Consider the following 26,522-nt stretch of genomic DNA (forward strand, 5'->3'; position numbering starts at 1 on the left):
GCCCATGTCCTTCGAACGCAACGCCCGGCTGGCCGCCCGTCGCGCGCCCTTGCCCACCACCGCCAGTATCGATCCCGTCACCGCCAACATCATTCGCGGTGCGCTGGAAACCGTCTGTTACGAGGCGACGACCCATCTGGGTCGCGCCGCCTCTTCCCCGATCATCAACCAGTCGAACGAACGCAACGCGGCGATTGTCGATGCCCATGGACGGCTGGCCATGGGGTCGATCGGCACGCCGCATCTGACCTTCGTGTCGCAGCTGACGGTGCGCTACGGCCTGATGCAGCAGGATGCTTTCGATTGGGGACCGGGCGACGTGTTCGTCGGCAATGATCCCGATCATGGCGGCGGCCATCTGCCCGACTATAATGTCTACGCCCCCGTCTATGATGCGGCGGGCGAACTGGTGCTGATCCAGGCGCTTCAGGCGCATCAGGGGGATACGGGCGGGAAAGACCCCGGCGGTTTCACCCTCGACGCGACCGACATTTTCACCGAAGGCCTCGCCATTCCTTGCCTCAAGCTGGTCCATCGCGGCGAAAAGCGGCGGGACGCCATCTATCTGCTCGAACGCAACAACCGCTTCCCCAGCTTCGCAGGCGATCTTGCCGCGATGATCGGCGCGGTTGAAAAGGCCAGCGCCTCGATCCGCGCGATCCTCGACAAATGGGGCAGCAATGTCGTCCGCGCCGCCGTCAACCAGACGATCGAGACATCCGAGCGCCAAATGCGCCAGCTCGTGTCCGACTGGCGCGATGGCACCTACGAAGCCACTGTGCATATCGATCATGACACGGTCGGCACGAAGGATGTCCGCGTCCATGTCGCCTGCACCATCGCGGGCGACCAGTTGACCGTCGACTTGACCGGCACCGACGACCGGCAGGATCTGGTCGGGGTGTGGAACACTTTTGCCAATTCGCGTGGCTATATCATGACCCAGATCGCCTCCACCATCGACCCGGACATCGTCAAGAATGAAGGGTTGTTCAACGCGGTCGAGATCATCCTGCCCGAAGGCTGCATCGCCCATCCCCCGCCCAACAAACCCGCAGCGCTCGGCTCCTTCCACCCGGCCTGCGAAATTACCGAAGCGGTGTGCGTCGCCCTGTCGAAGGTCGCGCCGGACCGGTCTGCACCGCAAGTGTATAAGATCGGGATGCCCAACGCCGTCATCGGCTTTGATCCGCGCGGCCAGATGTGGATGGACCAGGGCGTCGATTGCCGGTCGATGGACGTGTCGGCGGTGCAGGGGATCGACGGCTGGGGCAGTTGCCCGGTCTCGCTCGGCAATCTGCTGCTGTCGCAGGCGGAGGACGGCGAAAGCCGCTTCCCGGTGATCAATATCAGCCGCGAACTGGTTACCGACAGCGGCGGCGCGGGGCGCTGGCGCGGAATGCCGGGCAGCCGCAACGTCAAGCAGATCCTCGAACCCGCCCTCGCGATGGCCTGGATGGTCAGCCATGATCATCCGATCAGCGGGCTGGAGGGCGGCGATGATGGCACCCCCTATCTCAATCATTTTCAGGTCGGGATGCCCGATGAATATCGCGTCGAACTGACGGCGCGCGCGCACCTCCCCGCCGGGGCGGTGATCGCCTATCAGCATGGCGGCGGTGCAGGCTTCGGCCCCGCCCTCCTGCGTGATCCGCAGGCGGTGTGCGAAGATGTGCTGGACGAACTGGTCAGCGTCGATGCCGCGCGGGAGCGATATGGCGTCGTCCTGACCGGTAGCCTGACGGACTATAGCCTGACCGTGGATCATGCGGCCACCGCCGCGCTGCGCGGGGAGCGTATGGCGGCATGACCTATCGCATTGGCATAGATATTGGCGGCACCTTCACCGACTTCGCGATGCTCAGGGGCAGCGACGTCATTCTTCACAAAAATCTCAGCACGCCGCATGACCGTTCGGAAGGCGTCATGAGCGGCCTTGCGACATTGGCGGCGGGGCAGGGGCTGTCGCTCGGCGATTTCCTCGCCCGGTGTGATGCCATCGTCCATGGCACGACCGTGGCCGACAATACGCTGATCGAGATGAACGGCGCGGTCACCGGGCTGCTCACCACCGAAGGCTTCCGCGATGAAATGGAATATCGCCGCGGGTTCAAGGAAAGCATCTGGGACGTGCGGCTGGAACCGCCCCAGCCCATCGTCCCGCGCCGCCGCCGCCTGACCGTCCCCGAACGTATCCTCGCCGATGGCAGCATCCATCGGGAACTGGATGAGCAGGCGGTGCGCGATGCCTGTGACAAATTCCGCAAGCAGGGGGTCGAATCCGTCGCTATCGGCCTGATCTTCGCCCATGTGAATGGCGATCATGAACGCCGCGTGGCGCAGATCGTGGAAGAAGAGATGCCCGGCGTGCCGGTGTCGCTGGGCCACCATATCCTGTCGCGCGCGCCCGAATATGACCGGATCAGCACCACGGTCGTCAACGCCTATGTCGCGCCGCGCGTGAACGCCTATCTCGAACGGCTGGTCGAACGGCTCGCACAGGCAGGCTATCCGCGTCAGCTGATGGTGATGCAGGCGGCGGGCGGGGTGATGACCCGCGACTATATCGCCGCCGCGCCGATCCGCGTGCTGGCCTCCGGCCCTGCGGGCGGGGTCATGGCGTCGGCCCATGTCGGCGGGGCCAAGGGACATCGGAACCTGCTCTGCGTCGATATGGGCGGCACCAGCTATGACATGTCGGTGGTGATCGATGGCGCGGCTCCGGCCGAAGCAGGGTGGAACATGCACCACCGCTATCTGGTCGGCGTGCCGATGGTGCAGGTCGAAACGCTGGGCGCCGGTGGCGGCTCGATCTGCCATGTCGACAAGGGGGAGCTGAAGGTCGGCCCGGCATCGGCCGGTTCCGTCCCCGGCCCGATCTGCTACGGGCGTGGCGGCCTTCAGCCCACCATCACCGACGCGCTGCTGATGCTCGGCATCCTTTCGACCGGCGAAGGCTTTGCCGGTGGCAGCTTCCGCCTGCGCGATGAGGGCGTCAGCGAAGCCTTTGCCGCGATCGGCGGACAGATGGGCTATGATGCAGAGCAGGCGGCGTTCGATTGCTGGCGGCTGGTCAACGCCAATATGACGCAGGCGGTGCGGCGCACCACCGCGGCCAAGGGGATTGATCCGGCCGACATGGTCATGCTGGCCTATGGCGGCAACGGCCCCGCTTTCGCCGCGATCCAGGCGCAGGATCTGGGCATCACCCATGTGCTGGTGCCAAAGGCGTCGCCGACTTTCTCCGCCCTCGGCACGCTGGTCGCCCATCCCAGCATTGACGAGGAACGCTCCTGCACTGCCCCGGCCGACGCGCTGGATCTTGACCGGCTGCGTCTGTTGTGGGGGGAATTGGCCGACAATGCCAAGGCGCACTTCACCGGCGCGGGCTTTGACGCGGGCGCGATCCAGGCGACATGGCGGCTCAACATGCGCTATGGTGGCCAGAATTGGGCGCTGACCTTCGACCTGCATGAAAGCCGGGGTCTGGATGACCTGTCCTTCGTGGACGATAGCCTGTCCGACCGCGCCATTGCTGCCTTCAACGCCCGGCACATGACCGAATATGGCCATATCCGCGAAGGCGAATTGCCGGAAATTACCGGCGTTCGCCTGGCCGCCCATGTCGCGACGCCCATGCCGCCGGCCAGCGGCGGCTTTTTAGCCCCCATGGTCGACCCCGCCCCCGCCGGGTATCGCCGCGCCAATCTTGGCACCGGTTATGCCGACGTCGCCATCTTCAAGGGACCAGCGCTCGTCCCCGGCGCGCGTGTGACTGGCCCTGCGATCATCGAGGAAGTCTTTACCACCATCGTCGTCTATCCCGGCTGGCAGGCACGGGTGGACGATGCGGGCGACTATGCGCTGGTCCGCCAGCCGTGACAGCGCTTGCCGGAATGGTGATCATCGAAACGGCGGAGCGGGTCTGCGGCGAATATGCCGCGCGCCTGCTTGCCGATTTCGGGGCGGACGTGATCAAGGTCGAACGCCCCGGCGGCTCACCGACCCGCGCCAGGGGGCCGTTCCATGACGGGCAAAGCACGCTCTTCCGCTATCTCAACAGCAACAAGAAATCAGTGCTGCTCGACCTCGACCGGCCCGACGATCGCGCCTTGCTCGATCGCCTGCTGGCCCGCGCCGACGCGCTGATCGACGATCATCGCCCCGACTGGGCGGCTAGCCACGGCCTGTCGCTGGGCAGCCATCCCGATCTGGTCCACTGCGCCATCACCCCCTTCGGTCAGGCCGCGCCGCCGCACTGGCAGATCGCCCGCCCGATCAACGTCATGAATGCGGGCGGCTGGGCTTGGCATACCCCCAGCGAAACCCCGGCGGACAAACCACCCTTGCAAGGCGCGGGCCGCTTCATGAGCGATTATGAGGCAGGCATCGAAGCAGCACTCTGTGTCGCGGCCTCGCTGTTCGCCAGCCGCCGGACCGGCAAGGGGCAGGCCATCGACATCAGCGAAGTCGCAGTCCAGCTTTCACGCGCCGACGCCGTGCTGGGCCGGATGCTGGCGGGGGATGCGGACCCCGGTTCCGAACGCACCCGCTACGATATGGGCGGTCCGGGCGCGGCCTTTGCCTGCGCCGACGGCCATGTCTATCTGTTGATGACGACGCGCGCCCACTGGCGCGGCCTGTGCGTGCTGATGGGCGATCCCGACTGGGCTATCGCCTTCCCCGACGACTGGCTGGAATATCATTGCACGCCCGATCGCGTGGCGGAATTCCGCGCCCATTTTCGCGCATGGATCGTCCATCAATCGAAGGGCGCCGTATCGGACGCCGCGCAGCAGGCGGGCGTCCCACTGGTGCAGGTCAACACCGCCGCTGACATCGCCCACCATCGCCAATATGCCCATCGCGGCTATTTCCAGTCGCTCGATGGCATCGCCTATCCGACCGTCCCCTACCGCATGAGCGCATCCCCGGTCCGTATCCACGCCCACGCGCCCGCACCCGGCGCGCATCAGGGGGAAGCGGCATGAGTGGCACCGGGCCGCTGGCGGGTATCCGCGTGCTGGAAATCACCAAGGTCTGGGCCGGCCCCTATGCGGGCAAGCTGCTCGCCTTTCTGGGCGCGGAGGTCATCAAGGTCGAAAGCCGCGCCAATCTGGACGAAATGCGCGCCTATGGTGGTGTCGATATCGACAGCGCCCCCTATTTCCGCAGCATAAATCAGGAAGTGCTGAGCGTTCAGGTCGACATGAAATCGGACGAGGGCATGGCCTATCTCCATCGCATGATTGCCATGTCGGACGTGCTGATCGACAATCTGCGCCCCGGTGCCATGGAACGATCGGGCCTGTCCTACGACGCAGTGCGCGCCATCCGCCCGGACATCATCCAGCTTTCGATCAAAATGTACGGCACGGATGGCCCGCTGGGCTATCAGACCGGCTACGCGCCCTGTTTCGCGGCGCTGGGCGGCCTCAATGCGCTGGTCGGCCATGAAGGCGAAACCCCTGCGGGCATGAACATCCGCTATGGTGATTCCACCGTCGGCGCATCGGCCGCGCTGGCCATCGTCGCCGCGCTCCACCATCGCGAAACCACGGGGGAGGGGCAGTTTATCGACCTGTCGGCGGTCGAAACGCTCTCCTCCATGATCGGCGACAGCCTGTTCGCCTATGGCCTGACCGGCGACCTGCCCCAGGCGCAGGGCAATGCCCATGCCGCCATGGCCCCGCATGGCTGCTATCCCTGCATCGATGGCCAATGGATCAGCATTGCTGTGGTAGACGAGAGTGAATGGGCGGCGCTGGTCGAAACGCTTGGCGCGCCCGCGCTGGGGCAGGATGCGCGTTTTGTCGATCAGGAAGCCCGGCTCACCCACAGCGCTGAACTGGACGCAGCCCTGGCCACTATCACCCTCGCACATGAAGCCGATATATTGGCCGAAGCGCTTTTGATGGCAGGCGTGCCAGCCGGTAAAAGCCAGTCCTCGCTCGACCTGATCGGCAGTGAGGCGCTCTGGTCGCTCGGCGCCTATCGCCTTGTCACCGACGCGCGGGGAGACGCGCGCCCGGTCATCGGTCCGGGCTGGCGCATGGCACCCGACGAAGCGCCCATCGAAAGGGGCGCACCGCTGCTGGGCGAACATAATGCCTATGTCTATGGCGATCTGCTCGGCCTCGGCGAGGCTGAACTCGCCGATCTGGTGGCCCGCAAAATCGCCTATTGAGGCAGGAACCGGCTGTTGATCATCCGCGTCGTCGACCAGCCGCCATCCACGGCGATCACCTGGCCATTGATGAATTCGGCCTTGTCGGAACAGAGGAACGCCACGACATTCGCGACATCATTGGGCAGGCAATCGCGGTAAAAGGGCGTCAGTCCCTGATTGATCCGCTGGAATGCGGGATAGTCCCATGCCGCGTCGGTCATGGCTGTCCGCACCACCGTCGGCGCGACGATGTTGGAACGGATGCCGCGCTCACCATATTGCGCCGCCATCGTCTGGGTTAGGCCGGTCAGCCCGGCCTTGACCGCGCAATAAATGCCCCCGTCCCTGCCGCCCATAATGCCGAAGGTCGATCCGATCGTGACGATCGCCGACCCTTTGCCCATATGCGGCAACACTTCGCGACACAGGCGGAACGGCGCGCGCAGCGACAGTTCGATCACCTCGTCCAGCACCGCGTCGCTGGTTTCGTGGACGGCGGCCCATGCCCCTGCGCCCGCATTATTGACCAGATAATCGACCCGGCCGAATGTCGCGATCGCATGATTGACGATGGTGCGCGGTGCCGTGTCGTCCGCCATGTCGGCCGCGACGCCACTGAAACGTGCGTCACCGGGCAATGCCGCCGCCAATGCCTCCAGCTTCGCCATGGTGCGCCCCGTGCCGATCACGGCAACGCCCTGTTCGACCAGGCATCGCACGATCGCCTCGCCAATGCCGCCTGCTGCGCCGGTCACGATCGCGACCTGAGATTCCGTCATTCTGTCATTCCCTGATTATGCGCCCGTGCGGCGATGTCATTGGCCGCAACGAAGCCGAAAGTGAGCGCCGGGCCGATCGTCCCGCCCGCGCCGGGATAGCAATCGCCAAAGGGGCTGGCCGCGCAATTGCCCGCGGCATAGAGATGGGCGATCGGCTGCCCCGCGCCGTCCAGCACCCGCGCCTGCGCGTCGCAACGCAGGCCGCCCTTGGTGCCCAGATCGCCATTGTTGATCGGCACGGCATAATAGGGCGCAGTGTCGATCGGCCCCAGATTGGGGTTGGGCGTGACCGTCGGATCGCCAAAGAAGCGATCATAGATATTGCCGCCACGGCCAAATTCAGGATCGACCCCGGCAATGGCATAGCCGTTCATGGCCCGAACCGTCTCGCCCAGCGCATCTGCCGGTACGCGGATCTTGTCGGCCAGCTGTGCAATCGACCCGGCACGGAACAGATAATGGTCCCACCAATGTTCGGGGATGCGCCGGTCGGGCGTATGGACGGTGGGCATCAGTCCGCCCGCGCTGAACTTCGCGCGGAATTTCGCGTCGAATATCAGCCAGCAGGGCATGTTCGCCCCGGTGCGCAGATGGTCCTCCACCATCGCCTGCCCGAACTGGTCATAGCCTGTCGCCTCGTTGACGAAGCGCACCCCGTTGCGGTTGACGCACAAGCTCCATGGGCGTCCGACATCGAACGCCGCCTGATGGATTTCATGGAAGTTGGACGCCTTGGGCGCGGGCAGGGTCATGGTGGGGATCCACCAGCCCTGATCGACATGGGCGACCGACGCACCGACCGCCTCCGCCGCGATCAGCGCCTCGCCGCGATTGGCATCCTCCGGGGTCGAACTGTGCCGGGTCAGGCCAGGCACCGGATAGAAACGGTCGCGCAGCGCCTGGTTCCATTCAAAGCCACCGGCGGCCAGCACCACGCCATGGCGCGCGGCGATCGTCCGGCTCTGGCCGAACCGGCGCACCTTCACGCCCGTCACCACGCCCGCCTCATCCACCGCCAGCGATTCCAGCGCCGTCTCCAGCTGCAATTCCACCCCGCGCGCGAACACCTGCCGGTACAGCGCTCCCATCAAACCGGCGCCCTGGGTAAAGCGCCGGTCGCGCGCCGACACCCGCCGCGCGCCTATGTCCAGCCAGTAGCGCGCGATCACCTTCGCCGCGGTAAAGCGCCAGCCGCGATGCTGCATCATCAACGCGAAGGTTTCGGTCAGGTCCATCGCATAGCGGTGGAACAGCTTGAACCGGCTATATTGCTCGCGCATCAGCGGATAGCGTTGGTCGCCCAGTTCCCGCCCGTCGAAGGTCGGGCAGATGACCGACCGGTCGGCCCGCGCGCCCGGCGCTTCGGGGAAATAGTCGGGCCAGGCTGCCGCCGCGACAGGGATGCCGCTGTCCTTCAGGAACCGCAGCATCGCTGGCGCCTGCGCGACATAGGCGCTCAGCCGCGCCTCATCGACCGGCACTTGTATGACTGTGTGCAGGTAACGCAGCGCCTCCTCCGCGCTGTCCCCCATATCGCCGTTCAGGCCATGGTCCGGCACCCACATGACGCCGCCGGACGTCGCCGACGTGCCGCCAAATTTATGCGCCTTCTCCACGATCAGCACCGACAGGCCCAGCTCCGCGCCGCGCAGCGCCGCCATCGCGCCCGCCGCACCGGAACCCACGATGACAAGATCGAAGCTTTCCATCAGAAGCTCGGCACTGCGTCGAGATGCGATCCGTCGGGAAAGCAATAATATTCCAGATAATGGCCCAGATCGTCCCGCGCATCGAAATAGGCATAGATGCCGCCCATCGTATCCCATGCGATCGGCATCGCCCAGCGTGCCTTGGCCGCCGCGACTTCGGTGTCGAACATGGCCCGGTCAGAAAAATGCCGCCCCAGATGGTGGAATCGCGTGGCATAGCCTTCTTTGGGCAGCCCCCATTGATAGACGCTGATATCCCCCGACAGGGGCTGGATGATCTCGAACTGCACCCCATGCCGGTTGGCCAGCGCGAAATGCGCCACCGCCTGACGGTCCTGCCCGGTGTCGAACTGGGCGTCCGGCATTTCCATATAATGGCCAATGCCCTGAATCGCGCCGATCTCCGCCATGGCGCGCCGCCAGTCGGTGGTCACATAGGCGTGCTGATAATAATCCTGACTCACGGCTCTGGCTCTCCTGGGGCAACTCTCCGCCGCCGGTTATCGGGGCGGAAGCGCGGAACCGGAATGACCGGCGCGGCAGGGCGGCTTGCACCGGTGCGCGCACGCCAACGCCGCTGATTGCGGCCGATCCGGCGCTGTGGTGATAGAAGGGGATGAGCATCCTTACCTACACAGCAGTCGCCCAAGTCGCCGACGTGCCGCCCGGCTCCGTCAAAGTCGTGGAATTTGAGGGGCGCAGCGTCCTGATCTGCCATAGCAATGGCCGTCTGTTCGCCGTTGCCAACCGCTGTTCGCACGCCGATGAGCCGCTTGCCTGCGGTCGCATCCGCGCGAGCTGGATCGCCTGCCCGGTCCATGGCGCGCGCTTCGATCTGGAAACCGGCCGCGCCATGAACCCGCCCGCCAAGGCGCCGATCCGCACCTATCAGCTGCGCGTCAACGGCGACGCGATCGAAATCGCGCCTTAAACGCTGGCGAGTTTCGCCACCGCCACGGCGCGAATATCCGCCGCCTTGGCCTTCTCATTCCCGGTCAGCGCAAATTCCGCCTCGTCCAGCAGCAGCACCCGCCGCGGCACCTTGAAGCTCGCCATCTGGGTCTTGAGATGCGCGATCAGCATATCCTCCACGATGGTGACGCCATCGATCGGCACGATGCAGGCCACCACCATCTCACCCAGCAGATTATCCGGCACGCCCACGGTCTGGCTGCGCTTGACGCCGGGATAGGCGGCGATGGCTGCGTCCACTTCCTCCGGCGCGACATTGGCCCCGCCGGTCTTGATCATGTCGGTCAGCCGCCCTTCCCAGAAGAAGCGGCCCTGCGCATCGACCCGCCCGCCGTCGCCCGTGCGATAATAGCCATCCTCGTCGAAACAATCCTCCGGTGCCTTGCCCAGATAGCCCGACATCAGCGTTGGCCCTTTGATGCACATTTCGCCATGCTGGCCCACCGGGACGATTGCCCGCGTCACCGGATCGACGATTTTCAGGATGTTGCCCGGCAGGGGCGCGCCAGCGCTGCCCGCATAATCGGCCTCTGGCGTTTCCGCGTCGAACGCGGTGCAGATCGTCATCGTCTCGGTCGTGCCGAACGCCATCGGCGTCGTCCAGTCGGTCCGCACCGTGGGATGCTCGCCGATCAACTCGCCCTTGGTCACATATTTCAGGCTGGACAGGTCCGCGCTGGCCCAGTTGTCCGCCGCCTGCACCCGCGCCCATTGGTGCGGCCGCCCGGTCAGAAATGTGACCCGCTCCTGCTCGATCACCGCCAGCGCCGCGCCAGCGTCGAACACCGGCTGCAACACCGCCGCGCCGCCAGTGGACAATGCCGTGCCGATCACCAGGCTGATATTGCCCGACCAGAACAGGCCATTGCCGGTCCAGCTCGTCACCGGTTCGCGCATCGCAAACACGCGCGGCCACCGCCACCACTGGATGCAGAAGGCGCGCTGGCTGTGGATGATGCCCTTGGGCAGGCTGGTTGTCCCCGACGAAAAGAAGATGCCGCCAATATCGCACGGCGTCACGCTTGCCGCCCGTGCGGTAACGATGCTGTCGGCGACATGCGCACCGCTGGCCAGAAAATCGTCCCAGCTTTCAAAATGGCCCGCCGCCGGGGCTGCATCGGTCACGCTGTCAAGCTGCACCAGATGGTTCAGGAATGGCAGGTCATCGATCGGCGCCAGCATCGCCGCAAAATCCTTTTTCAGGACGCGCGTATCGAAAAACAGCGTCTCGACCGCCGACGCGCGGATCAGATGCGCCAGCTCGTCCGGCGTGGAAAAGGTGCTGAGCGCCACGGTAACGCCACCCGCCATGGCGATGCCGAACACACAGGCCAGATATTCCGGCCGATTGGCCATCAGCACGCCGATACGCGCATCCTTGCCCATGCCCGCCGCGATCAGCGCCTTGGCGACCGCGACCGACCGGGCATGTAGCTCGTCATAGCTCCAGCAGACCCGCTGATATTGCGTCCGCATGATGACGGCATCGCGCGGCCCATAGCGCGCGCGCACCTCCTCCAGATAGGCGGGAATCGTATGCGCGCCTTGCCCCGGCTCCTCGCCCAGCGGCAGTCCGCGCACGCAGGAAAGCGCCGTGTTCAATAGGGCAACTCCACCTGGGCGGTGCCTTTCAGGATTTCATCGCCATCCTGCGTCGTCATCACCGTGCGTATCTTGACCACCGGCATCCCGAAGGGCGAACGGTCGATCTTTTCCACCACCTCGCCATCGACATAGGTGACATCGCCTTCAAAGGCGGGGGATCGGAACTGCGTCTTGCTGTGCCAGACATAGCCTTCAAGGCCAGCCCAATAGGCGACCGTGTCCAGATGCCAGGCATTCATCGACGCGCCATAGCCATAGGCGCCGCCCATGCCGACATTTTCGGCCTTCTCGGCATTGATATGGCCCGATGACGGCCCGTGATAGAGGCCGTCGCCCATGCGCGGGTCGATCTTGCGCGCGTCATGGTCGTAACTCATGTCCGCGCCGAACCCCGCATCCTCGCGCGCCGGATCATGCACGCCTTCCGGCACGTTCCAGCGCCATGTACCCCAGATATTCTGGCGGTGCGCGCGACATTCATTGGCGAAGGATATGACCGAATGCGGCCCGATCACCCGGCGCGGCAGCCGGTCGCCGACCTTCACGTCGCCATAGGCGGGGGATATGCCCTCGCGGTTGGACAATATCCATTCGTGCCGCAACCGATGGATTTCCGCGACATCCTCCTTGGTCCAGCGCTTGGGACTGCGCTTTTCCTTGCCATAGACGCCGCGCTTATTGGCCTCCTCGACCAGATAGCGGATCGCGGTCGCCTGCTCCTTGGCGACCAGTGCGCCATGCTGGTTGCGATGGACGGTGTCGCCGCGCGCAAACATGGTCGGCCCGGCAAAGCCGGTTTCGGTGATCGAATAGCCATCGAAGCGGCGACTCTGGGTTAATTTGTCGCCGGGGCGGACGGGCGTGCCATAGAACCACCATTCCTCGCCTGCGAAGATCAGGTGAGTGCCAGGCACCTTGCCCACGCAGGCGGGGTGGCAGCCATGGCCATAATCCATCGCCACGGTAAAACTCTGCGGCGCGACAATGCCGCCAAAGCGGGATGCACGCGCGAACGTCTCATCCCAATGCACCGGGTTGGGATAGTCCATCGCCTGCACCCAGCGGCGAATGTCGGTCGCGTTGCACGGGTCCCACATCTCGGCAAAGATGACGGGCTTGCCGATCCACTGGTCGACGTCGCTCGTGTCCAGCACGGCGCTGGCATTGGTCATTTCCATATCGGCCATGATGGCTCCCTTAATCGATCGGTTGCGGCGCGCCGGTGCCCAGATAGTCGGCCAGCACGCGATGAAAATTGATGATGGCGCGTTCCTCGACCGGGCTGGGGCGCAACCCGTCGAACCCGCGCGAACGCAGGCCACGCTGCACCGCACCCATGTTGGAAAAATCCTGGCACAACACCTTGCGCCAGCTGGCCTCGTCGATGTCGGGCCTGTGCAGATTGTCCGGTTTGGGTTCCTGCCCTTCGGGAAAACGCTCCAGCGTATAGACCTCGAAAATGCAGCTATTGGGGTCGCGACCGTCGGGCCGCGCGCGATAGCATAGCGCAAAGGTCGGCCCGTGGATGATGACGGTGTTGGGGAAGATGTGCCACACATTGCCCGCTGCCGCAAAATGCGCCGGGTCGATCCGGGGCCAGTTCACCCCGCGTCGGGCGTCCTCCTCCACCGTCCGCTTCATCAGGTGCATCTGCACCTCCTGCGGCGACGTGCCTTCGGGCAATTCCTCCACCAGCAGGTTGGCGACGCGCACCATCGTCTCGGTGGTCGTGCCGTTCACTTCCTCCCACAACTGGTTGAGTGAGTCAGCCAGTCCCCGCCGCATGTCGGGTGCGCCTGCCGCGCCCGCCGTGGCCCCACCCGTGCCTTCGCGCGATTGCGACCCGAACACGCCGTGGATGCCCCGCCCGTCGCTCCAGGTCGGCTTGGGCGAATATTTGGTCAGTTGCGGGTGGGTTCCAGCAACATGATAGCCCTCGTTGAACGCCTCGATCGCAACCTTCCAGTTGCACGGGAAATGCAACCATTGCCGCCAGCGATAGCGCATCTTGTCCAGCTCGAACGGATCGAGCATCGCGGCGGCGGGCGCCAGATAGTCCGCCAGCGATGGCGCGTCCGGGTCCATGCACACGAACACCCATCCACCCCAGCTATCGACGCGCACGTCGCGCAGCCGCAGGTCATCGTCCTTCAGGCTGTCACCCCAGCCATCCTTGCGGACCACGCCGATATTATTGCCGTCCAGATCCCAGCTCCACGCATGGAATTTGCACACCAGCTTGCGGGCGTTGCCGCACCCTTCCGTCAATTGCCGCCCACGATGACGACAGACGTTGAAATAGGCGGCAATCCGGTCGGGCGCGGCGCGCACGACGATGATGGAATCGTCCATGATGTCGTAGGTGACGAAATCGCCGACGTGCGGAATTTCCTCCTCCCGGCACGCGACCTGCCAGACTTTGGGCCATAATTTCTGCGCTTCCGCGTCGGCATAGGATTGCGACACATAGGCTTCATTGCCGATGATGACGGGCGGTTGGGTGATGGCGCCTTGCACGGTCATGTCTTGCTCTCCCTCAGTGCAGGACGCCGGATGGAACGGGGCAGGGTGCGGCGGCAATCGCCTGCGCCGCGCAGGCGTCCAGCCGATAATCGCTGGGGTTGCGCTTGTAGGTGCGCTTGAACATGCGGCTGAAATGGGCCGGGCTCTTGAACCCCACGCCATAGGCAATCTCGCTGATCGAAATGCTGCCTGCGTCCGCCCGCGCCATCCATTTGCGCGCCTGTTCCAGCCGCCGGTCCCAGATCAGCTGTGAAAAGCTGGTGCCATTCTGCTGGAGCAGCGTCGTCAGATAGCGCGGCGAAATGCCGCATCCCCGCGCGGTCATCGCAGCCGAGAGGCCGGGGTCGGACAGATGCACCTCGACGAAGCGCTGCACGTCGGCAAAGCGCTTCTCCGCAACCGACTGGCGGGGCTGCATGACGCTGCTGTCGCCGCGCAGTCCCTGGCCGATCACCGCCAGCGCCGCCTCGACCAGCGTGCGCGTCGTCTCTTCGGCCAGATCACCCTCGCGCTGGAACAGGCCGGTCAGGATATTGTCCGCGATCGCCAGTTCCGGCCGCTGGGTCGATAGTAGCAGCCCGGCGCTCGCATCGCAGTCGATCAGCCCGCGCAGCACATGGGTCGGCACGGTCACGTGCAGCACCTCATGCACGCCATGCCCATCCGGCTGGCATTCGATCAGGAAGGGGGATGTAGACCGGGTAATCAGCATATCGCCGCATTGCGCGCTGCGACTGCCCATCTGGTTGCTCAGCAACAGGCGGCCACGCTTGACGAACCATAATATCGACAGGTCGGTGCCATCCTCGCGCACATGCTGGCGCGTCCGGCGGAAAAACAGCCGGGTGGCCGATCGCAGCAGGATGACGGCGCTGGGTCCGGCGGGCTTGCGCCGGGCGCTGACGTCGATGACGGAGCCTTCCTCCATCCAATAGTCGCCCAGATAATATTCCTGTTCCCGCTCGCCCCGGAACAGGCGCTGGCAATCGCGATAATTGCCCCGGTCAATCGCAAAGAGGGTCTCGATCATGGTCAGGCTCCTCTCTTCTTTAGCGTTTCGCGCGCCCGGCGCGGCTCAGCCGCCATTCCGGGGGATAGTTGAGATCGTTATTCTTGACGGTATGGGCGATGCCCTGATCGAAACCGCCCGCGCCCAGATCAATGTCGCCCGCATGATCATTCTTCATCAGCGGCAACATGCCTTCCAGCCAGCCGGTCATCAGGCTGCCCATATATTCGCCGCGATACTGCTTATAGGCTTCGATGAAGGTCTTTTGCGCGACCACCACATCCATCGGTCGGGTGCGGCTGCATGCGTCGGCATATTTGTCCGTCTCCGCCTCCAGCCGGTCGCGCGGCACGACGCTGTTGACGAAATTGCAGTCCATCATCTCGGCGGCGGTAAAGGGCCGTCCCGTGAACAGCATCTCGGAAAAGCGACGGATGCCGACCATTTCCAGCCATTGCCACATGCGCGGTCCCCATCCGGCATAGCGAAAGGACGGATGGCCAAACAGCGCATCGTCGGACGACACGATCAGGTCGGCGTCGGCGCACTGGTAGAAATGCCAGCCATAGCAATAGCCCTTGGCCTCCACGATGCTGATCTTCTTGAATTCCTGGAGTGGCCGGTTGCCGGCATAGCCCTTGGCATAATGGTCGGTCAGGCCGTGGAGGAAGCGATAGGAACCGGGCGGCGGATAGCGCACGTCCGGGTCGTCAATCTCCAGGTCGGGCAGGAAATTATCATCCTCGCCTGGGTTCAGATACATGTCGCCATGTTCGTTGATGTCGCCGCCAGATCCCAGATCCTGGCCCTCGCCACGGATCACCAGCACCTTCACATCATCATCGATATTCGCTTTGTGGACGATCTCGCCGAACAGCAGGCGCATCCCGATCGTCGTGGTGTTCGCCTTGCCCGGCCGGTCGAAGGTGACGGTCGCGATCCGGCGCGACCGGTCCTTTTCGTACCGGACAAATTGTGCCGCGTCGCGCTTCAGCTCTGCTGCTGTCGCCTTGGCCATCACCTTCTCCATCTGCTCTGTTCTTGGGCAGGAAAATGGCACAGGCCCGATTGGCTGTATTGGCATTAGGCGCAGCTTTTTCGATATGATATGAATCCGATTGCACCTGCGCCGCTCTGTCGGCTTCGCTGTCGGGATTGAAGGATCGGCACATGGACGATCAGGATTATTTCTTCGGCCTCGCCGGTCCGCTCGAAGCGGTGCCTGCCGCTGGCCAGATGCGCGCCGCCAACCTGCGCGGCTTTTCGCAATTTATCCGCAGCAGGGGCGGCGCCCCCCGCCGCATCCTTCGGCAGCACGGCCTTGATCCGGGCGCGCTGGCTGACCCTGACGGCCATGTCTCGTGCCAGCAGGTCGCGGCCATGTTCGAATATTGCAGCCTCCAGTTCGACGATCCGATCTTTGGCCTGCACCTCGCCGCGACCCAGGACGCCGATGTGTTCGGCAGCGTCACCGCCGTCTGCCGCGCCGCGCCGGACATGCGATCGGTCGTCAATTGCCTGATCAACTATCTGCCCGTCGCCCACTCGCCCGAAGCCCAGCTTGAACTGGTGGAGCAGGGGAGCATGGCCGAACTGCGCTGGATGGTCCGGGCCGATGTCGGCTTCAACGTCCAGGCCAATTATCAGGCCATGATGCTGATCCTCACCCTGCTGAGGTCGGTCAGCGAAGGCCGTTTCCAGCCTGCCGCAGCCCAATTGTCGATCGACGCCAGTTCCCATGACCTGCTCCAGATCGAAAGTCTGATCGGCGCACCGGTCAGCCTGCGCGCCGAACGCAACGCCATCGCCTTTCCCGCAACGATGCTCGACCTGCCGATCACCACTGCCAACCGCCTCGTCTATCGCCTGCTGGGGGGCTATCTCGCTCGCCTGCGCATCCTCAACCGCGCCGACATGGGCGAACGCACCCGCAGCTATGTTCGCGGCGCGCTGCCAACGGGCCATTGCTCGGTGGAGCGATGCGCCGAACGGCTTGGCCTCTCGGTACGGACGTTGCAAAGTCGGCTGGCGGCCCATGGCCTGCGCTTCGTCGACCTGGTCGAGGAGCAGCGCGAGCAGCTGGCCCGCATCTATCTCAGCCAGACCCCCATGCCGATTGATGAGGTCGCCGACCGGCTGGGCTATGCCGAACAGACCAGCTTTGGCCGCGCCTTCAAACGCTGGACCGGCATGACCCCGCGCGCCTTTCGCCGCCATCGCGCCTGACATTGCACGCCGTCGTCAAGCGGCTGTGCCTCCCCGATCATTGCCCGATTGCTGATTGTCCCGAACCATGGCCGCCTGGCTTTTGGCCTCCACTTTTCCGTCCGGGATATCGGCATGATCACCAAATCACCATCTGGCGCGGGCGAACTGCGTCGCCATGGGACCGTCCTTATCCCCTGTCTTGCCGGCATCTTGCTGTCGGCGACCCACAGCTATTCGCTGGGCGTCATGATCGGCCCGCTGGAACAGGAATTTGGCTGGACCCGATCGCAAATATCCAGCGGCCCCTTGATCATCGCCATCATCGGGCTGTTTGCCGCCCCGCTGGTCGGCCGGGCGGTGGATCAATTGGGACCACGGCGGATCGGGCTTGCGGGCATCCTGCTTTACTGTACCGCGCTTGGCGCATTGTCATTGGCGACATCCGATATCGTCTCCTGGGCCTTGCTGTGGGTCATTCTGGGCCTGTGCAACATGCTGGTCATCCCCACCATCTGGACCGCGGCAGTCACCAGCCTGTTCGTCGAAAGGCGGGGCATCGCGCTGGCCATCACCTTGTGCGGAGCCAGCCTGTGCGCCGCGATCACGCCGCCGCTAGTCGGCTTTCTGGTCGTCCAGCAGGGATGGCGCGGGGCCTATGTCGGCGTCGGGCTGATCTACGCCGCGGTCATATTCCCGCTCGCCTGGCTGTTCCTGCGCAGCGCCACGGACGATGCGCGCCGGGGCGCAGGCGCTACTGGCAGATCGATGCCGCTCACCGCCAGCCTCCGGCAGGGATTCGCATTGCCCGCTTTCATCAAATTGGCGACGGGCGTCACCCTCTATGCGCTGGCGGTCTGCGCCCTGACGGCCAATGCCGTGCCGATCCTTGTGGCGCAGGGCTTCATGGCGACACAGGCACCCGCCATTGCCGGTCTTATCGGTATCGGGTCGCTGGTTGGTCGCCTGGGTGGCGGCTATCTGCTCGATCGGCTGAACCCGCATAGGGTCTCGGCGATCAGCGTATCGACGCCGATCCTGTCGGTCGCCCTGCTGCTCGCCATGCCCGGTTCGTCGGGCGCAGCCATGGCGGCGTTTGTCATCCTGGGCCTGTCGGTCGGCACCGAACTTGACGCCTGCGCCTACCTCGCCGCGCGCCATTTCGGCCTGCGCAGCTTTGGTACGCTGTTCGGCGCGATCAACGGCTTTCTGCTCTTCGCCAATGGCATGGCGCCGATGGCCGCCAACATCATTTACGACCTGACGCAAAGTTACCAGATTTTCCTTTGGGCAGTCATTCCCATGTGCAGCCTCTCGGCCTTGCTCTTGCTGGCGCTAGGGTCTGACGCCGCGCCAACGCCATCCATCGTCTGATCGGGCATGGCTCGCTCACTCGCTATCCAGATACCGCCTCGCCGCGTTCCGCACTGCCGCTGTCATGCTGTTCAACGCCTGCGCCTGCAGGCGCGACACCGTCCAATATAAAGGGACCAGCAGCGGGTGTGCCGGGGCCAGTGCGACCAGGCGGCCTGCATCGATATGCGGCTGGGCGAGCAATCGCGGTTGGAGACCCCAGGCCAGACCCGCCATGGCCAGGTCCAGAAACCCCTGTGTCGACGGGATCCAGTGGGTCGGCCCATCCAGATCGACATCATAGACCTGCCTTAACCAGCGCCCCTGCAACATATCCCGGCGATTGAAGCGCATCACCGGCGCCATGCTGAGGCTCTGGCCATCTATGCCCGCGCCCAGATGGCGTTCGACAAAGGCCGGACTGGCACAGGCGATATAGGCCAGCGCGCCAAGCGCAACGGTCCGGCATCCCTGCACGGGTTGCGGATCGGATGTGACGACGGCCAGCACGTCGCCCGACCGGATACGCTCCGCCGTATGCGCTTCATCCTCCAGCGTCAGTTCGATCGACAGGCCCGTCTTTTGCGCAAAGCCTGTCATTGCGGCGGGGAACCAGGTCGCCAGGCTGTCCGCATTCACGGCGATGCTAAGTGACGGCGGCGCGCTGCGCAGCGCCCCGCTCGGCACCTCGCTCAGGGGCATGGGCGCAATATCCGCTTCCAGCAACCGGACCTTTTCGAAATGCGCGCATAATTCCCGTCCCCGGTCGGTCGCCGTACAGGGCTGTCCACGCACGACCAGGACCAGTCCCAGCCGTTCCTCATAACCCCGCACGCGCTGCGACACGGCCGAAGGCGTGATGCCAAGGCTGATCGCCGCCTTCTCGAAACTGCCTTCGCGCACGACAGCGGCCAGCGCCGCGAGGGAGGGGTAATCCAGCATGATGAAGCATTGCTTCATTTAGTTTAGAAGAACAAGTTATACTAAATCCTCCTTCATGGCGATGGACCGACCATGACCAGTCTATTCCTCCCCTTCGCCTCAGGCTTTCTGATCTCCGCCGCGCTCATCATGGCGATTGGCGCGCAAAATCTGTTCGTGCTGCGACAGGGATTGAAGCGTGAACATGTGGGGCCGGTCGTCCTGTTCTGCGGTGCCGCCGATGCTTTGCTGATTACCGCTGGCGTTGCAGGCGTGGGCGCATTTCTGGCCGCCGTCCCGCAATTGACCCTGATATTGACGATCGGCGGCGCGGCCTTTCTGGGCTTTTACGGTATCAAGGCGTTGCAGCGTATGGCCTCGTCCGATGCCATGGCCGTCGTGTCGGGCGACAGTGTCAGCCTGCGTGGTGCGATTGCGGCGACGGCCGGCTTTACCTTTCTCAACCCGCATGTCTATCTCGACACCGTCTTGCTGATGGGCGCGGCCGGATCGGCTCAGCCTGCGGCGTTGCGCCCCATTTTCGTGGCAGGCGCGGCCAGCGCCAGCTTCGCCTGGTTCGCCGCGCTCGGCTATGGTGCGCGCCTGCTCGTGCCGCTCTTCGCCCGCCCGGCGGCGTGGCGCGTGCTGGACGCCATTGTCGGCGTGACGATGCTGTCGCTTGCGGCATCGCTGCTGCTCCGCATTGCTGCCTGACGCGACGCGCAATGTATCGCCCACCCCCTTTCCGCGAAGATCGTCTGGAAATCCTGCATCAGGCGATCATCGCCTATCCGCTTGCGATGCTGGTCACGTCGGGCAGCGAAGGCCTGTGCGCCAATCTGGTCCCCTTCACGCTAAAGGCCGACTTAGGCGACAAGGGATTGTTGCAAGCCCATCTCGCAATGGCCAATCCACAACTGCAAGACCTGCGCTCCGGCGCGGAGGCGCTGGTGATATTTCAGGGACCGCAGGCCTATGTCACCCCGTCCTGGTATCCCGAAAAGCAACGCCATGGCCGCGTGGTGCCGACCTGGAATTATGTTATGGTGCAGGCACGCGGACGCCCGATGGTCATCGACGATCCCGCATGGCTCAAAGAGCAGATCGAAGCGCTGACACAGCAGCAGGAACAATATCAGCCCCAACCCTGGTCGATCGCGGATGCACCCGCCCGCTATATTGACGGGCAGATCAAGGGCATTTGCGGCGTGGAAATGCCGATCGACCGGCTGGAGGGCAAATGGAAAGCCAGCCAGAACCATTCGGCATCCAACAAGGCTGGCGTCATCGCTGGCCTGACAGGGCAAAACCCGGCCTCGCCCATGGCTCTGGTCATGGAAAGCCTTGCGAGCGGGGAGGGGTGAGGCCCGCCTCACCGGACAAGCCCTACGTCATACGGCGCATGGCCTGTGAGTGCGCTGTCCCTATCCTTCACCCTTGATCATCAGGAGCGTTACATGATGCGTTGGCCGCTACTTGCCTCTGCTGCCCTGCTTACCATGGCGCTGATGTCCCGCGGGGAGGCCGTGCCGACCAAAGCACCCGGCTGGAACAATGAAGCGGCCACCCGCTATCTCGAAAGTCGCCTCAACTGGTGGCGGCAATGGCCCAAGGCGGAGCGCGATCATGGCACGCGCTGCGTATCCTGCCATACATCGCTGCCGCACGTCCTCGCGATGCCGTCGCTGCGCGCGCAATCGGGCAAGGCCCAGCGCAGCATTGACGAGATGGCGATGTTCGATGACGTGGTAAAGCGCGTCTATCTGTGGGACGAGGTTGAGCCCTTCTATCCCGACCAGACGCGCGGCGTGCCGAAATCGGCCGAATCGCGCGGGGTGGAGGCCGTCCTCAACGCGCTGATCCTCGCCACCCGCGATCGGGAACGCGGCCATCTGGGGCCGGACACGCGCCAGGCCTTCGTCAATATGTGGGGTGTGCAGATGAAGGCAGGCGACCAGAAGGGCGGCTTCACCTGGCTCAATTTCCGGCTCGAACCCTTCGAATCGCCAACCGCTACCTATTGGGGGGCCACGCTTGCAGCGCTCGCGGTCGCTCGCGCGCCGGATGGCTATGGCGATGATCCCGCCGTTGCGCCACAGATCGAGGCGCTGCGCGCCTATCTGCGCACCGGCACTGGCGGCTCGCTCTATTCCCGCGCCCTCATCCTGTGGGCCGACAGCCAGCTGCATGGCGTGCTGGACCCGGACCAGCGCGCCCGGATCGTCGCTGACCTGCTGGCCAGCCAGCAAGAGGATGGCGGCTGGAATCTGCCGGGCCTTGCACCATGGCAGCGGATCGACGGATCGGTCCTGCCGCAGGACAGCGACGGCTATGCCACCGCTCTTGTCGCGCTTGTACTGCGCGAAGCAGGCGGGCCGTCAAGCGCCGGGCCGCTCAAGCGCGCGCAAATCTGGCTGTCCGCGCATCAGGACAAGAATGGTGCTATCCCGGCGAAGTCGATCAACAAGGATCGCCAGCCTGGCACCGACGCCTATCTCTTCATGACCGATGAAGCGACCGGCATGGCCGCACTGGCGATGCGCGCACGCTGAGGCGATAGGCTGCGCCTGTCGCGGCCTCGCCATCTTGCCGAAATCTTCCTTTCCATCTATGCGACTATGAATCGCATAACTGTAATGGAAGAGGAAGAGTGAATGGCCATCCCCGACGTGAGCGGACTTTCCCTGTCCGACCTGTATTCCCTGCGCGGCAGGAGCGCGGTCGTGACCGGTGCGGCCTGGGGATTGGGCAAAGCGACCGCACGCCGTCTGGCCGAAGCCGGGGCGTCGGTGCTGATCGCCGATATTGACGGCGAAGCAGCCACTGCCTGCGCCCAGGAACTGGACGCACAATTTGAATCCCGCATCATCGCGGTCCAGATGGATGCGGGCGACCCATCCGCGATCAAGGCGACGGTCGACCTGGCCGTCCGTGAATTTGGCCAGATCGACATCTGGGTCAATAATGCCGGCATCCCCTCCTTTGTGCCTCTGCTCGACCTGGAGGATGCCGACTTCGACCAGGTGATCGCGATCAACCTGAAGGGCGCTTTCATCGGCGCGCGGGAAGCGGCGCGATCCATGATCGGCGCTGAACGGCCCGGCGTGATCGTCAACGTCGCGTCGCTTGCCGGTGTCATGGGCATTTCGGCGGGGCAGGCGGCCTATTGCGCCTCCAAACATGGCGTCGTCGGCCTGACCCGGCAAATGTCGATCGAACTCGCGCCGCACGGTATCCGCGTTCTGGGCGTCGCACCCGGCTTTTCGGTGACGGAAAAGACGATGTTCCTGGCTGAACTGGACGAAGAAGCGCTCAGCCAGATTCCCATCCCCGGCATCGGCGGCAGTCGGCTGGGCCGGGTTGGGGTGGCCGACGACATTGCCCGCGCCATCCTCTTCTGCGCGTCGGACATGGCCCTGTTCATGACCGGCAGCACGCTGTTGCTGGACGGCGGCATCGCAGCCTGAAATGCAAAGGGCAGGCAGTCGGTGTGACGACCGCCTGCCTCACCCGCTAGCCAAGATGGGCGATGATCTGGGGCAACTGCGCGCTCGTCACGATCCCCGGCGGTGCGGCGCAGATCGCGGGAATCGCATTGACGGGACGATGGGCCGTCAGATTGGGCAATGTCATCTCGCGCTGCCCCGGTGCGATCGGAAAGCCGATGCTGATCTGTAGCGGCGTGTCGCCCTCTACCGTCACCCGCCAGCCGTCCGGTTGCAACGGCCATGGCGGGTCGAGCTTTTCGGTCACGAACCAGTTGCATTGGAACCGCATGACCGGCCGGTCGCCACTATAGCCTGTCGTGATCATGCGCTGGCCAGCAACGGTTCCCGCCGCAATGGTCGACCGGTGCAATTTGGTCGGTTCGGCGGCCAGGGCAATGGCGCCACTGACCTCGAACCGGTCGATGGTGATGCCCACCGCATCCGCGAGCGCCTCCAGCGAATGGCCGAACACCTGATCCCGCTCGATGAACGGCCGCGCCGCAAAGCGCTCCGGCGTCTCGCCAAAGCCCATGATGTTGACCAGCATATCCTCCGAACAGCCGTCGACACAGTTGGCGAATTCCTCGATCGTCAGCAGATCAAGGCGGCGGGACAGCGATAGCAGTACCAGCGGCAGGGCTTCGGTGATGAAACCGGGGCTGCTGCCTGAACTGTGGATGGCGCTTTGGCCGCGTGCGCAGGCCTGCTCGATCCGCGCACGCAACTCAGGCGGCATGGAGCCGGGATGGAAAAACTCCGCGCGCGTCGTGGAGATATTGATGCCCGCCTCCAGCAGCGCGCAGACATCGTCCATATCGCTGCTTTCGGGCATGTAGAGGACGCAGTCGGGCCTGGCCGCGATGATCGATGCAATATCCCCGACCGCCACTATGCCGGTATCCGGCGCGCCGCATAGGGTGCCTGCATCCACCCCGATCTTGGCGGGTGCATAGACTTTGACGCCCACCAGTTCCAGCTTCGGATGGGCCAGAACCGCCCGCATCGCGGCTTTGCCCACCGTGCCTGTCGCCCATTGCACGACGCGCAGCCGACGGGCTTCTGGCTGTAACGCTATCGCCGCGTCCGGCATGGCTCTCTCCCTGTTGATGACATGGTCCTATGCTGCGGTCATATCCGCCTCAGCCGATGAACATGCCCCCGTTCACCGCCAGAACCTGCCCGGTCACATAGCTGGCGCCATCGGACGCCAGATATTCGCAGGCTGCGGCAATATCCTCCGGCGTTCCGGCGCGCGGGATCGGGATATGCTGGGCGATGACTTCCAGCGGCGGGAAGGTGCCAGCGGCAATGCCCTGTTCGGCCATCGGCGTCGCCACGACCGAAGGGGGTATCGTGTTGACGGTAATGCCATGCGCCGCCAGCTCCCGCGCCAGCGACCGCGTCAGGCCGATGACGCCGCTCTTGGCTGCGGCATAATGGGCGCGATCCATCGCGCCGGACTGCGCCGCCTGCGACGATATGGTGATGATCCGGCCCCATTTGGCGGCCCGCATGTCGGGCAGGGCGGCCTGCACTGTATGGAACACGCCGGTCAGGTTGATATCGATCATTCGCTGCCAGATATCGACCGAAATATCGTCAAAGGCGATTCCTTCGGAAATGCCCGCATTGGCGATGACGATCGCGATCGGGCCAAGTTCCGCGCGGATCGCGGCATAGGCGGCATCGATGCTGGCGCGATCGGCAACGTCCACCGTCCGGGCAAATATGGTTGCCCCTTCCTCCCGCAGAGCGGCCGACTCGCGCAACAATGCGGCGCGTTGCAGGTCGAGCATCGCAACCGGATGCCCCTTGCGCGCGAACAACTGGCAAATGCCAAGGCCGATGCCCGATGCGCCGCCAGTCACGACCACGACTTTGTTGTTGGTCATATCTCTCTCCATATTGCCTGAAAAATGCGACCCGGCGTCAGATGAGCGCCAGGTCGGCATCCACCGCGTCCAGCGCGTCATCGCTAAACTGTCCGGGGGCAAATTTCTGGACGGACCGCAACGTCATCCCCTTGGCCATCGCCAGCCGCTTGTCCTGGCTCATGCCGGGGAAATGCCGGTCCAGGATGGCGAGGCTCGACGGATTGGCCAGCAGGTCGCCAATCTTGGTCTTGGCGGTCGAAAAACCGCTGCGTTCGCCCTGCGGCGCGGCCGCTGGCGGGGCCGTGACCGACGCGGCCTTGTCGACCGTCAGGTCGACCCCTTGCGCTGGCGTCAGCTTGACGTGCAATTCAGACAAACCGCGAATGATGAAGCTGGGTTCGAAATCGAGCGTGCGCTGCCCGCGCGGGCCGTGCTTTTCGGCGTCCAGGTCGATGTCGGACGTATAGGCCAGGATTTTTTCCAGGATGATCCGCACTTCCACCCGCGCCAGCGGCGCACCGGCGCAGACATGCTTGCCCCGACCGAACGCCAGATGTTCCTTGATCTTTGGACGATCGAGAACAAGATCGGTCGGATTCTCCCACCGCTGCGGATCGCGATTGGCCGCTGCGAGCGCGACCAATATCTTGGTTCCGGCCGGCACTGCCCGGTCGCCGATCTTCGTATCCCGGCGCGCCAGACGCGCAGTCTGCTTGGTCGATCCTTCCAGCCGCAGCACTTCTTCCAGAAATTGCGGGATCAACGACGGATCGGCGCGCAGCCTGTCCTGCAGACCCGGCTGATCGGTGATGTAGCGCATGGAATTGCCCAGCAGCTTCGCACTGGTATCCTGCCCGGCACCGAACAGGAATGTCGCCATCTTCACCAGTTCCAGCATGTCGGGTTCGCTGCCGTCCGGGAAGGTCGAATGGGCGAACTCGGTCAGGATATCCTCTTGCGGATTCTGGCGGCGATCCTGGATATAATTGGCGAAATAGCCGCCCATCACGACCAGTGGATGGTTGGGCGAACTGAAATCATTTTCGCCCGACTCCAGGCTTCCGGGCGGCGGGGCGGCCTCGATCACGTCCATGAACATCTGGCGATCGGCGGCGGGTACGCCCAGAAGATCGGCGATCACCAGCGTCACGAACGGCGTCGCGACCTCCTGGATCAGCTCGCACCCGCCCTTGGCGGTGATCGTGCGGGCAATTTCGTCGGAATAGGACTGGATGAACGCCTCATTGGCTTTCAGCCGCGATGGCGTGAACAGCTTGTTGAGCAGCGAGCGCATCCTCGTGTGGAGATCATCGTCATAATTGACCAGCAGGTCGCCGCCCAGAAACTGGTCGCGATGCGCCTCCACCTGCGCGGCAATGTCGGACCCTTCAGGGGTGAAGGGCAGGGGGGCAGCCGCGCCCTGCAAGCCGATGATTGCCGAGAAATCGGCATTATTCTTCAGCACTTCGAGCGTTTCGTCAAAGCCGGTGACGATCAGATAATCTTTGCCGGGCGGCTGATAGATGGGGCCACGGGCGCGCACAGCCTCGAAAAAGGAATAGGGGTCCTTCAGGATTTCATAATCCGTGAAATAGTCGCGTTCTTCCAATGGCGTCATGTGCCCACTCCCAGTTTCGACCGTTGATGCAGTCAATCTATGCGATTTATCGTCGCATAAACTGTCGCACTCCCATGCGTCAAGGCGCGACACAAGGCGTCGCGGGGGCGATGGAGCAAGGTTCGAAAGCTCTCGTCAGGAACGCGCTTAGCATCTTGACGGCGCAATCATGACGATCTATGCGATCCATAGTCGCTTAGATGGCTTGGCACGCGCCGTGCCGCCCAGCGCAGGAGTTTCGATTGCGCGGTCCTCCCCAAGAGTACGTGCATGACTGCCGCGCGCCTTTGATGCTTT

The 26,522-nt window shown here is 64.2% G+C and carries 23 protein-coding genes; 11 read left to right on the forward strand and 12 right to left on the reverse strand.

Translation table 11 applies throughout. From position 1 onward, the window contains the following. Positions 1–4: 4 nt before the first annotated feature. The 4 genes from ACODR8_RS14750 to ACODR8_RS14765 are packed head-to-tail and all read left to right on the forward strand — an operon-like array spanning position 5 to position 6,187. The gene (locus ACODR8_RS14750; RefSeq protein WP_489007954.1) at positions 5–1,810 is read left to right on the forward strand and encodes a hydantoinase B/oxoprolinase family protein; all 1,806 of its coding nucleotides are present in this window, start codon (positions 5–7) and stop codon (positions 1,808–1,810) included. After that, positions 1,807–3,882, forward strand: coding sequence for a hydantoinase/oxoprolinase family protein (locus ACODR8_RS14755; protein WP_489007955.1), 2,076 nt, complete (start codon positions 1,807–1,809; stop codon positions 3,880–3,882). Before ACODR8_RS14750 ends, ACODR8_RS14755 begins: the two co-directional genes overlap by 4 nt. 14 nt (positions 3,883–3,896) lie before the next feature. Next, positions 3,897–4,991 (forward strand): CaiB/BaiF CoA transferase family protein, encoded by a 1,095-nt coding sequence (locus tag ACODR8_RS14760; RefSeq protein ID WP_489007956.1) that lies wholly within the window; start codon positions 3,897–3,899, stop codon positions 4,989–4,991. Continuing rightward, a complete protein-coding gene (locus ACODR8_RS14765) occupies positions 4,988–6,187 on the forward strand; it encodes a CaiB/BaiF CoA transferase family protein (protein ID WP_489007957.1) in 1,200 nt (399 codons plus the stop codon). The genes ACODR8_RS14760 and ACODR8_RS14765 overlap by 4 nt, the downstream gene beginning before the upstream one ends. Here the strand turns inward: ACODR8_RS14765 and ACODR8_RS14770 are convergent. Genes ACODR8_RS14770 through ACODR8_RS14780 form a run of 3 tightly spaced genes read right to left on the reverse strand, consistent with a single transcriptional unit; the run spans position 6,181 to position 9,121 of the window. After that, on the reverse strand, positions 6,181–6,948 hold the full coding sequence (locus ACODR8_RS14770; RefSeq protein ID WP_489007958.1) for an SDR family NAD(P)-dependent oxidoreductase: 768 nt from the start codon (positions 6,946–6,948) through the stop codon (positions 6,181–6,183). The two genes, ACODR8_RS14765 and ACODR8_RS14770, sit on opposite strands and share 7 nt — an antisense overlap. Continuing rightward, complete coding sequence (locus tag ACODR8_RS14775; RefSeq protein ID WP_489007959.1) at positions 6,945–8,657, reverse strand: FAD-dependent oxidoreductase; 1,713 nt, start codon at positions 8,655–8,657, stop codon at positions 6,945–6,947. Before ACODR8_RS14775 ends, ACODR8_RS14770 begins: the two co-directional genes overlap by 4 nt. Beyond that, the gene (locus ACODR8_RS14780) at positions 8,657–9,121 is read right to left on the reverse strand and encodes a hypothetical protein (protein WP_489007960.1); all 465 of its coding nucleotides are present in this window, start codon (positions 9,119–9,121) and stop codon (positions 8,657–8,659) included. Before ACODR8_RS14780 ends, ACODR8_RS14775 begins: the two co-directional genes overlap by 1 nt. 152 nt (positions 9,122–9,273) lie before the next feature. On the opposite strand from ACODR8_RS14780, the gene ACODR8_RS14785 reads away from it, so the two are divergent. Next, entirely contained in the window at positions 9,274–9,588 is a 315-nt protein-coding gene (locus tag ACODR8_RS14785) for a Rieske (2Fe-2S) protein (protein WP_489007961.1), read from the forward strand. On the opposite strand, the gene ACODR8_RS14790 is transcribed toward ACODR8_RS14785, so the two are convergent. Genes ACODR8_RS14790 through ACODR8_RS14810 form a run of 5 tightly spaced genes read right to left on the reverse strand, consistent with a single transcriptional unit; the run spans position 9,585 to position 15,784 of the window. Next, complete coding sequence (locus ACODR8_RS14790) at positions 9,585–11,231, reverse strand: class I adenylate-forming enzyme family protein (RefSeq protein ID WP_489007962.1); 1,647 nt, start codon at positions 11,229–11,231, stop codon at positions 9,585–9,587. The two genes, ACODR8_RS14785 and ACODR8_RS14790, sit on opposite strands and share 4 nt — an antisense overlap. Next, entirely contained in the window at positions 11,228–12,421 is a 1,194-nt protein-coding gene (locus ACODR8_RS14795) for an FAS1-like dehydratase domain-containing protein (RefSeq protein WP_489007963.1), read from the reverse strand. The genes ACODR8_RS14790 and ACODR8_RS14795 overlap by 4 nt, the downstream gene beginning before the upstream one ends. 10 nt (positions 12,422–12,431) lie before the next feature. Next, a complete protein-coding gene (locus tag ACODR8_RS14800; RefSeq protein WP_489007964.1) occupies positions 12,432–13,757 on the reverse strand; it encodes an aromatic ring-hydroxylating oxygenase subunit alpha in 1,326 nt (441 codons plus the stop codon). A gap of 13 nt (positions 13,758–13,770) precedes the next feature. Continuing rightward, positions 13,771–14,787: a helix-turn-helix transcriptional regulator gene (locus tag ACODR8_RS14805; RefSeq protein ID WP_489007965.1), complete on the reverse strand. Its 1,017-nt coding sequence runs from the start codon at positions 14,785–14,787 to the stop codon at positions 13,771–13,773. A 19-nt stretch (positions 14,788–14,806) separates the two neighbouring features. Then, positions 14,807–15,784, reverse strand: a complete 978-nt coding sequence (locus tag ACODR8_RS14810) for an enoyl-CoA hydratase/isomerase family protein (RefSeq protein WP_489007966.1) — start codon at positions 15,782–15,784, stop codon at positions 14,807–14,809. A gap of 152 nt (positions 15,785–15,936) precedes the next feature. Here ACODR8_RS14810 and ACODR8_RS14815 point away from each other — a divergent pair, with 152 nt between their 5' ends. Both ACODR8_RS14815 and ACODR8_RS14820 read left to right on the forward strand, forming a co-directional pair. Next, positions 15,937–16,992 carry an AraC family transcriptional regulator ligand-binding domain-containing protein gene (locus tag ACODR8_RS14815; RefSeq protein WP_489007967.1) on the forward strand — a complete coding sequence of 352 codons (1,056 nt, stop codon included), beginning with the start codon at positions 15,937–15,939 and terminating at the stop codon, positions 16,990–16,992. Positions 16,993–17,106: 114 nt separating this feature from the next. Continuing rightward, positions 17,107–18,345 carry an MFS transporter gene (locus ACODR8_RS14820; protein WP_489007968.1) on the forward strand — a complete coding sequence of 413 codons (1,239 nt, stop codon included), beginning with the start codon at positions 17,107–17,109 and terminating at the stop codon, positions 18,343–18,345. A 15-nt stretch (positions 18,346–18,360) separates the two neighbouring features. On the opposite strand, the gene ACODR8_RS14825 is transcribed toward ACODR8_RS14820, so the two are convergent. After that, positions 18,361–19,266 carry a LysR family transcriptional regulator ArgP gene (locus tag ACODR8_RS14825; protein ID WP_489007969.1) on the reverse strand — a complete coding sequence of 302 codons (906 nt, stop codon included), beginning with the start codon at positions 19,264–19,266 and terminating at the stop codon, positions 18,361–18,363. A 72-nt stretch (positions 19,267–19,338) separates the two neighbouring features. Between ACODR8_RS14825 and ACODR8_RS14830 the strand changes: the two genes are divergently transcribed. The 4 genes from ACODR8_RS14830 to ACODR8_RS14845 all read left to right on the forward strand — a co-directional run bounded on the left by ACODR8_RS14830 (position 19,339) and on the right by ACODR8_RS14845 (position 22,712). Next, positions 19,339–19,959, forward strand: a complete 621-nt coding sequence (locus tag ACODR8_RS14830; protein WP_489007970.1) for a LysE/ArgO family amino acid transporter — start codon at positions 19,339–19,341, stop codon at positions 19,957–19,959. 11 nt (positions 19,960–19,970) lie between these two features. Further along, a complete protein-coding gene (locus tag ACODR8_RS14835) occupies positions 19,971–20,609 on the forward strand; it encodes an FMN-binding negative transcriptional regulator (RefSeq protein ID WP_489007971.1) in 639 nt (212 codons plus the stop codon). Between the two features lie 93 nt (positions 20,610–20,702). After that, positions 20,703–21,797: a prenyltransferase/squalene oxidase repeat-containing protein gene (locus tag ACODR8_RS14840; protein ID WP_489007972.1), complete on the forward strand. Its 1,095-nt coding sequence runs from the start codon at positions 20,703–20,705 to the stop codon at positions 21,795–21,797. A 102-nt stretch (positions 21,798–21,899) separates the two neighbouring features. Beyond that, positions 21,900–22,712, forward strand: coding sequence for an SDR family NAD(P)-dependent oxidoreductase (locus ACODR8_RS14845; RefSeq protein WP_489007973.1), 813 nt, complete (start codon positions 21,900–21,902; stop codon positions 22,710–22,712). A gap of 46 nt (positions 22,713–22,758) precedes the next feature. On the opposite strand, the gene ACODR8_RS14850 is transcribed toward ACODR8_RS14845, so the two are convergent. From ACODR8_RS14850 to ACODR8_RS14860, 3 genes are read right to left on the reverse strand one after another with little or no spacing between them, the layout of a single operon-like run. After that, positions 22,759–23,823 (reverse strand): NAD(P)H-dependent amine dehydrogenase family protein, encoded by a 1,065-nt coding sequence (locus ACODR8_RS14850; protein ID WP_489007974.1) that lies wholly within the window; start codon positions 23,821–23,823, stop codon positions 22,759–22,761. 49 nt (positions 23,824–23,872) lie between these two features. Next, entirely contained in the window at positions 23,873–24,625 is a 753-nt protein-coding gene (locus ACODR8_RS14855) for an SDR family NAD(P)-dependent oxidoreductase (RefSeq protein ID WP_489007975.1), read from the reverse strand. A gap of 37 nt (positions 24,626–24,662) precedes the next feature. Beyond that, on the reverse strand, positions 24,663–26,225 hold the full coding sequence (locus ACODR8_RS14860) for a cytochrome P450 (protein WP_489007976.1): 1,563 nt from the start codon (positions 26,223–26,225) through the stop codon (positions 24,663–24,665). Positions 26,226–26,522 lie beyond the last annotated feature (297 nt).

The sequence above is a fragment of the Sphingobium sp. FG58 genome (genome assembly GCF_057809055.1).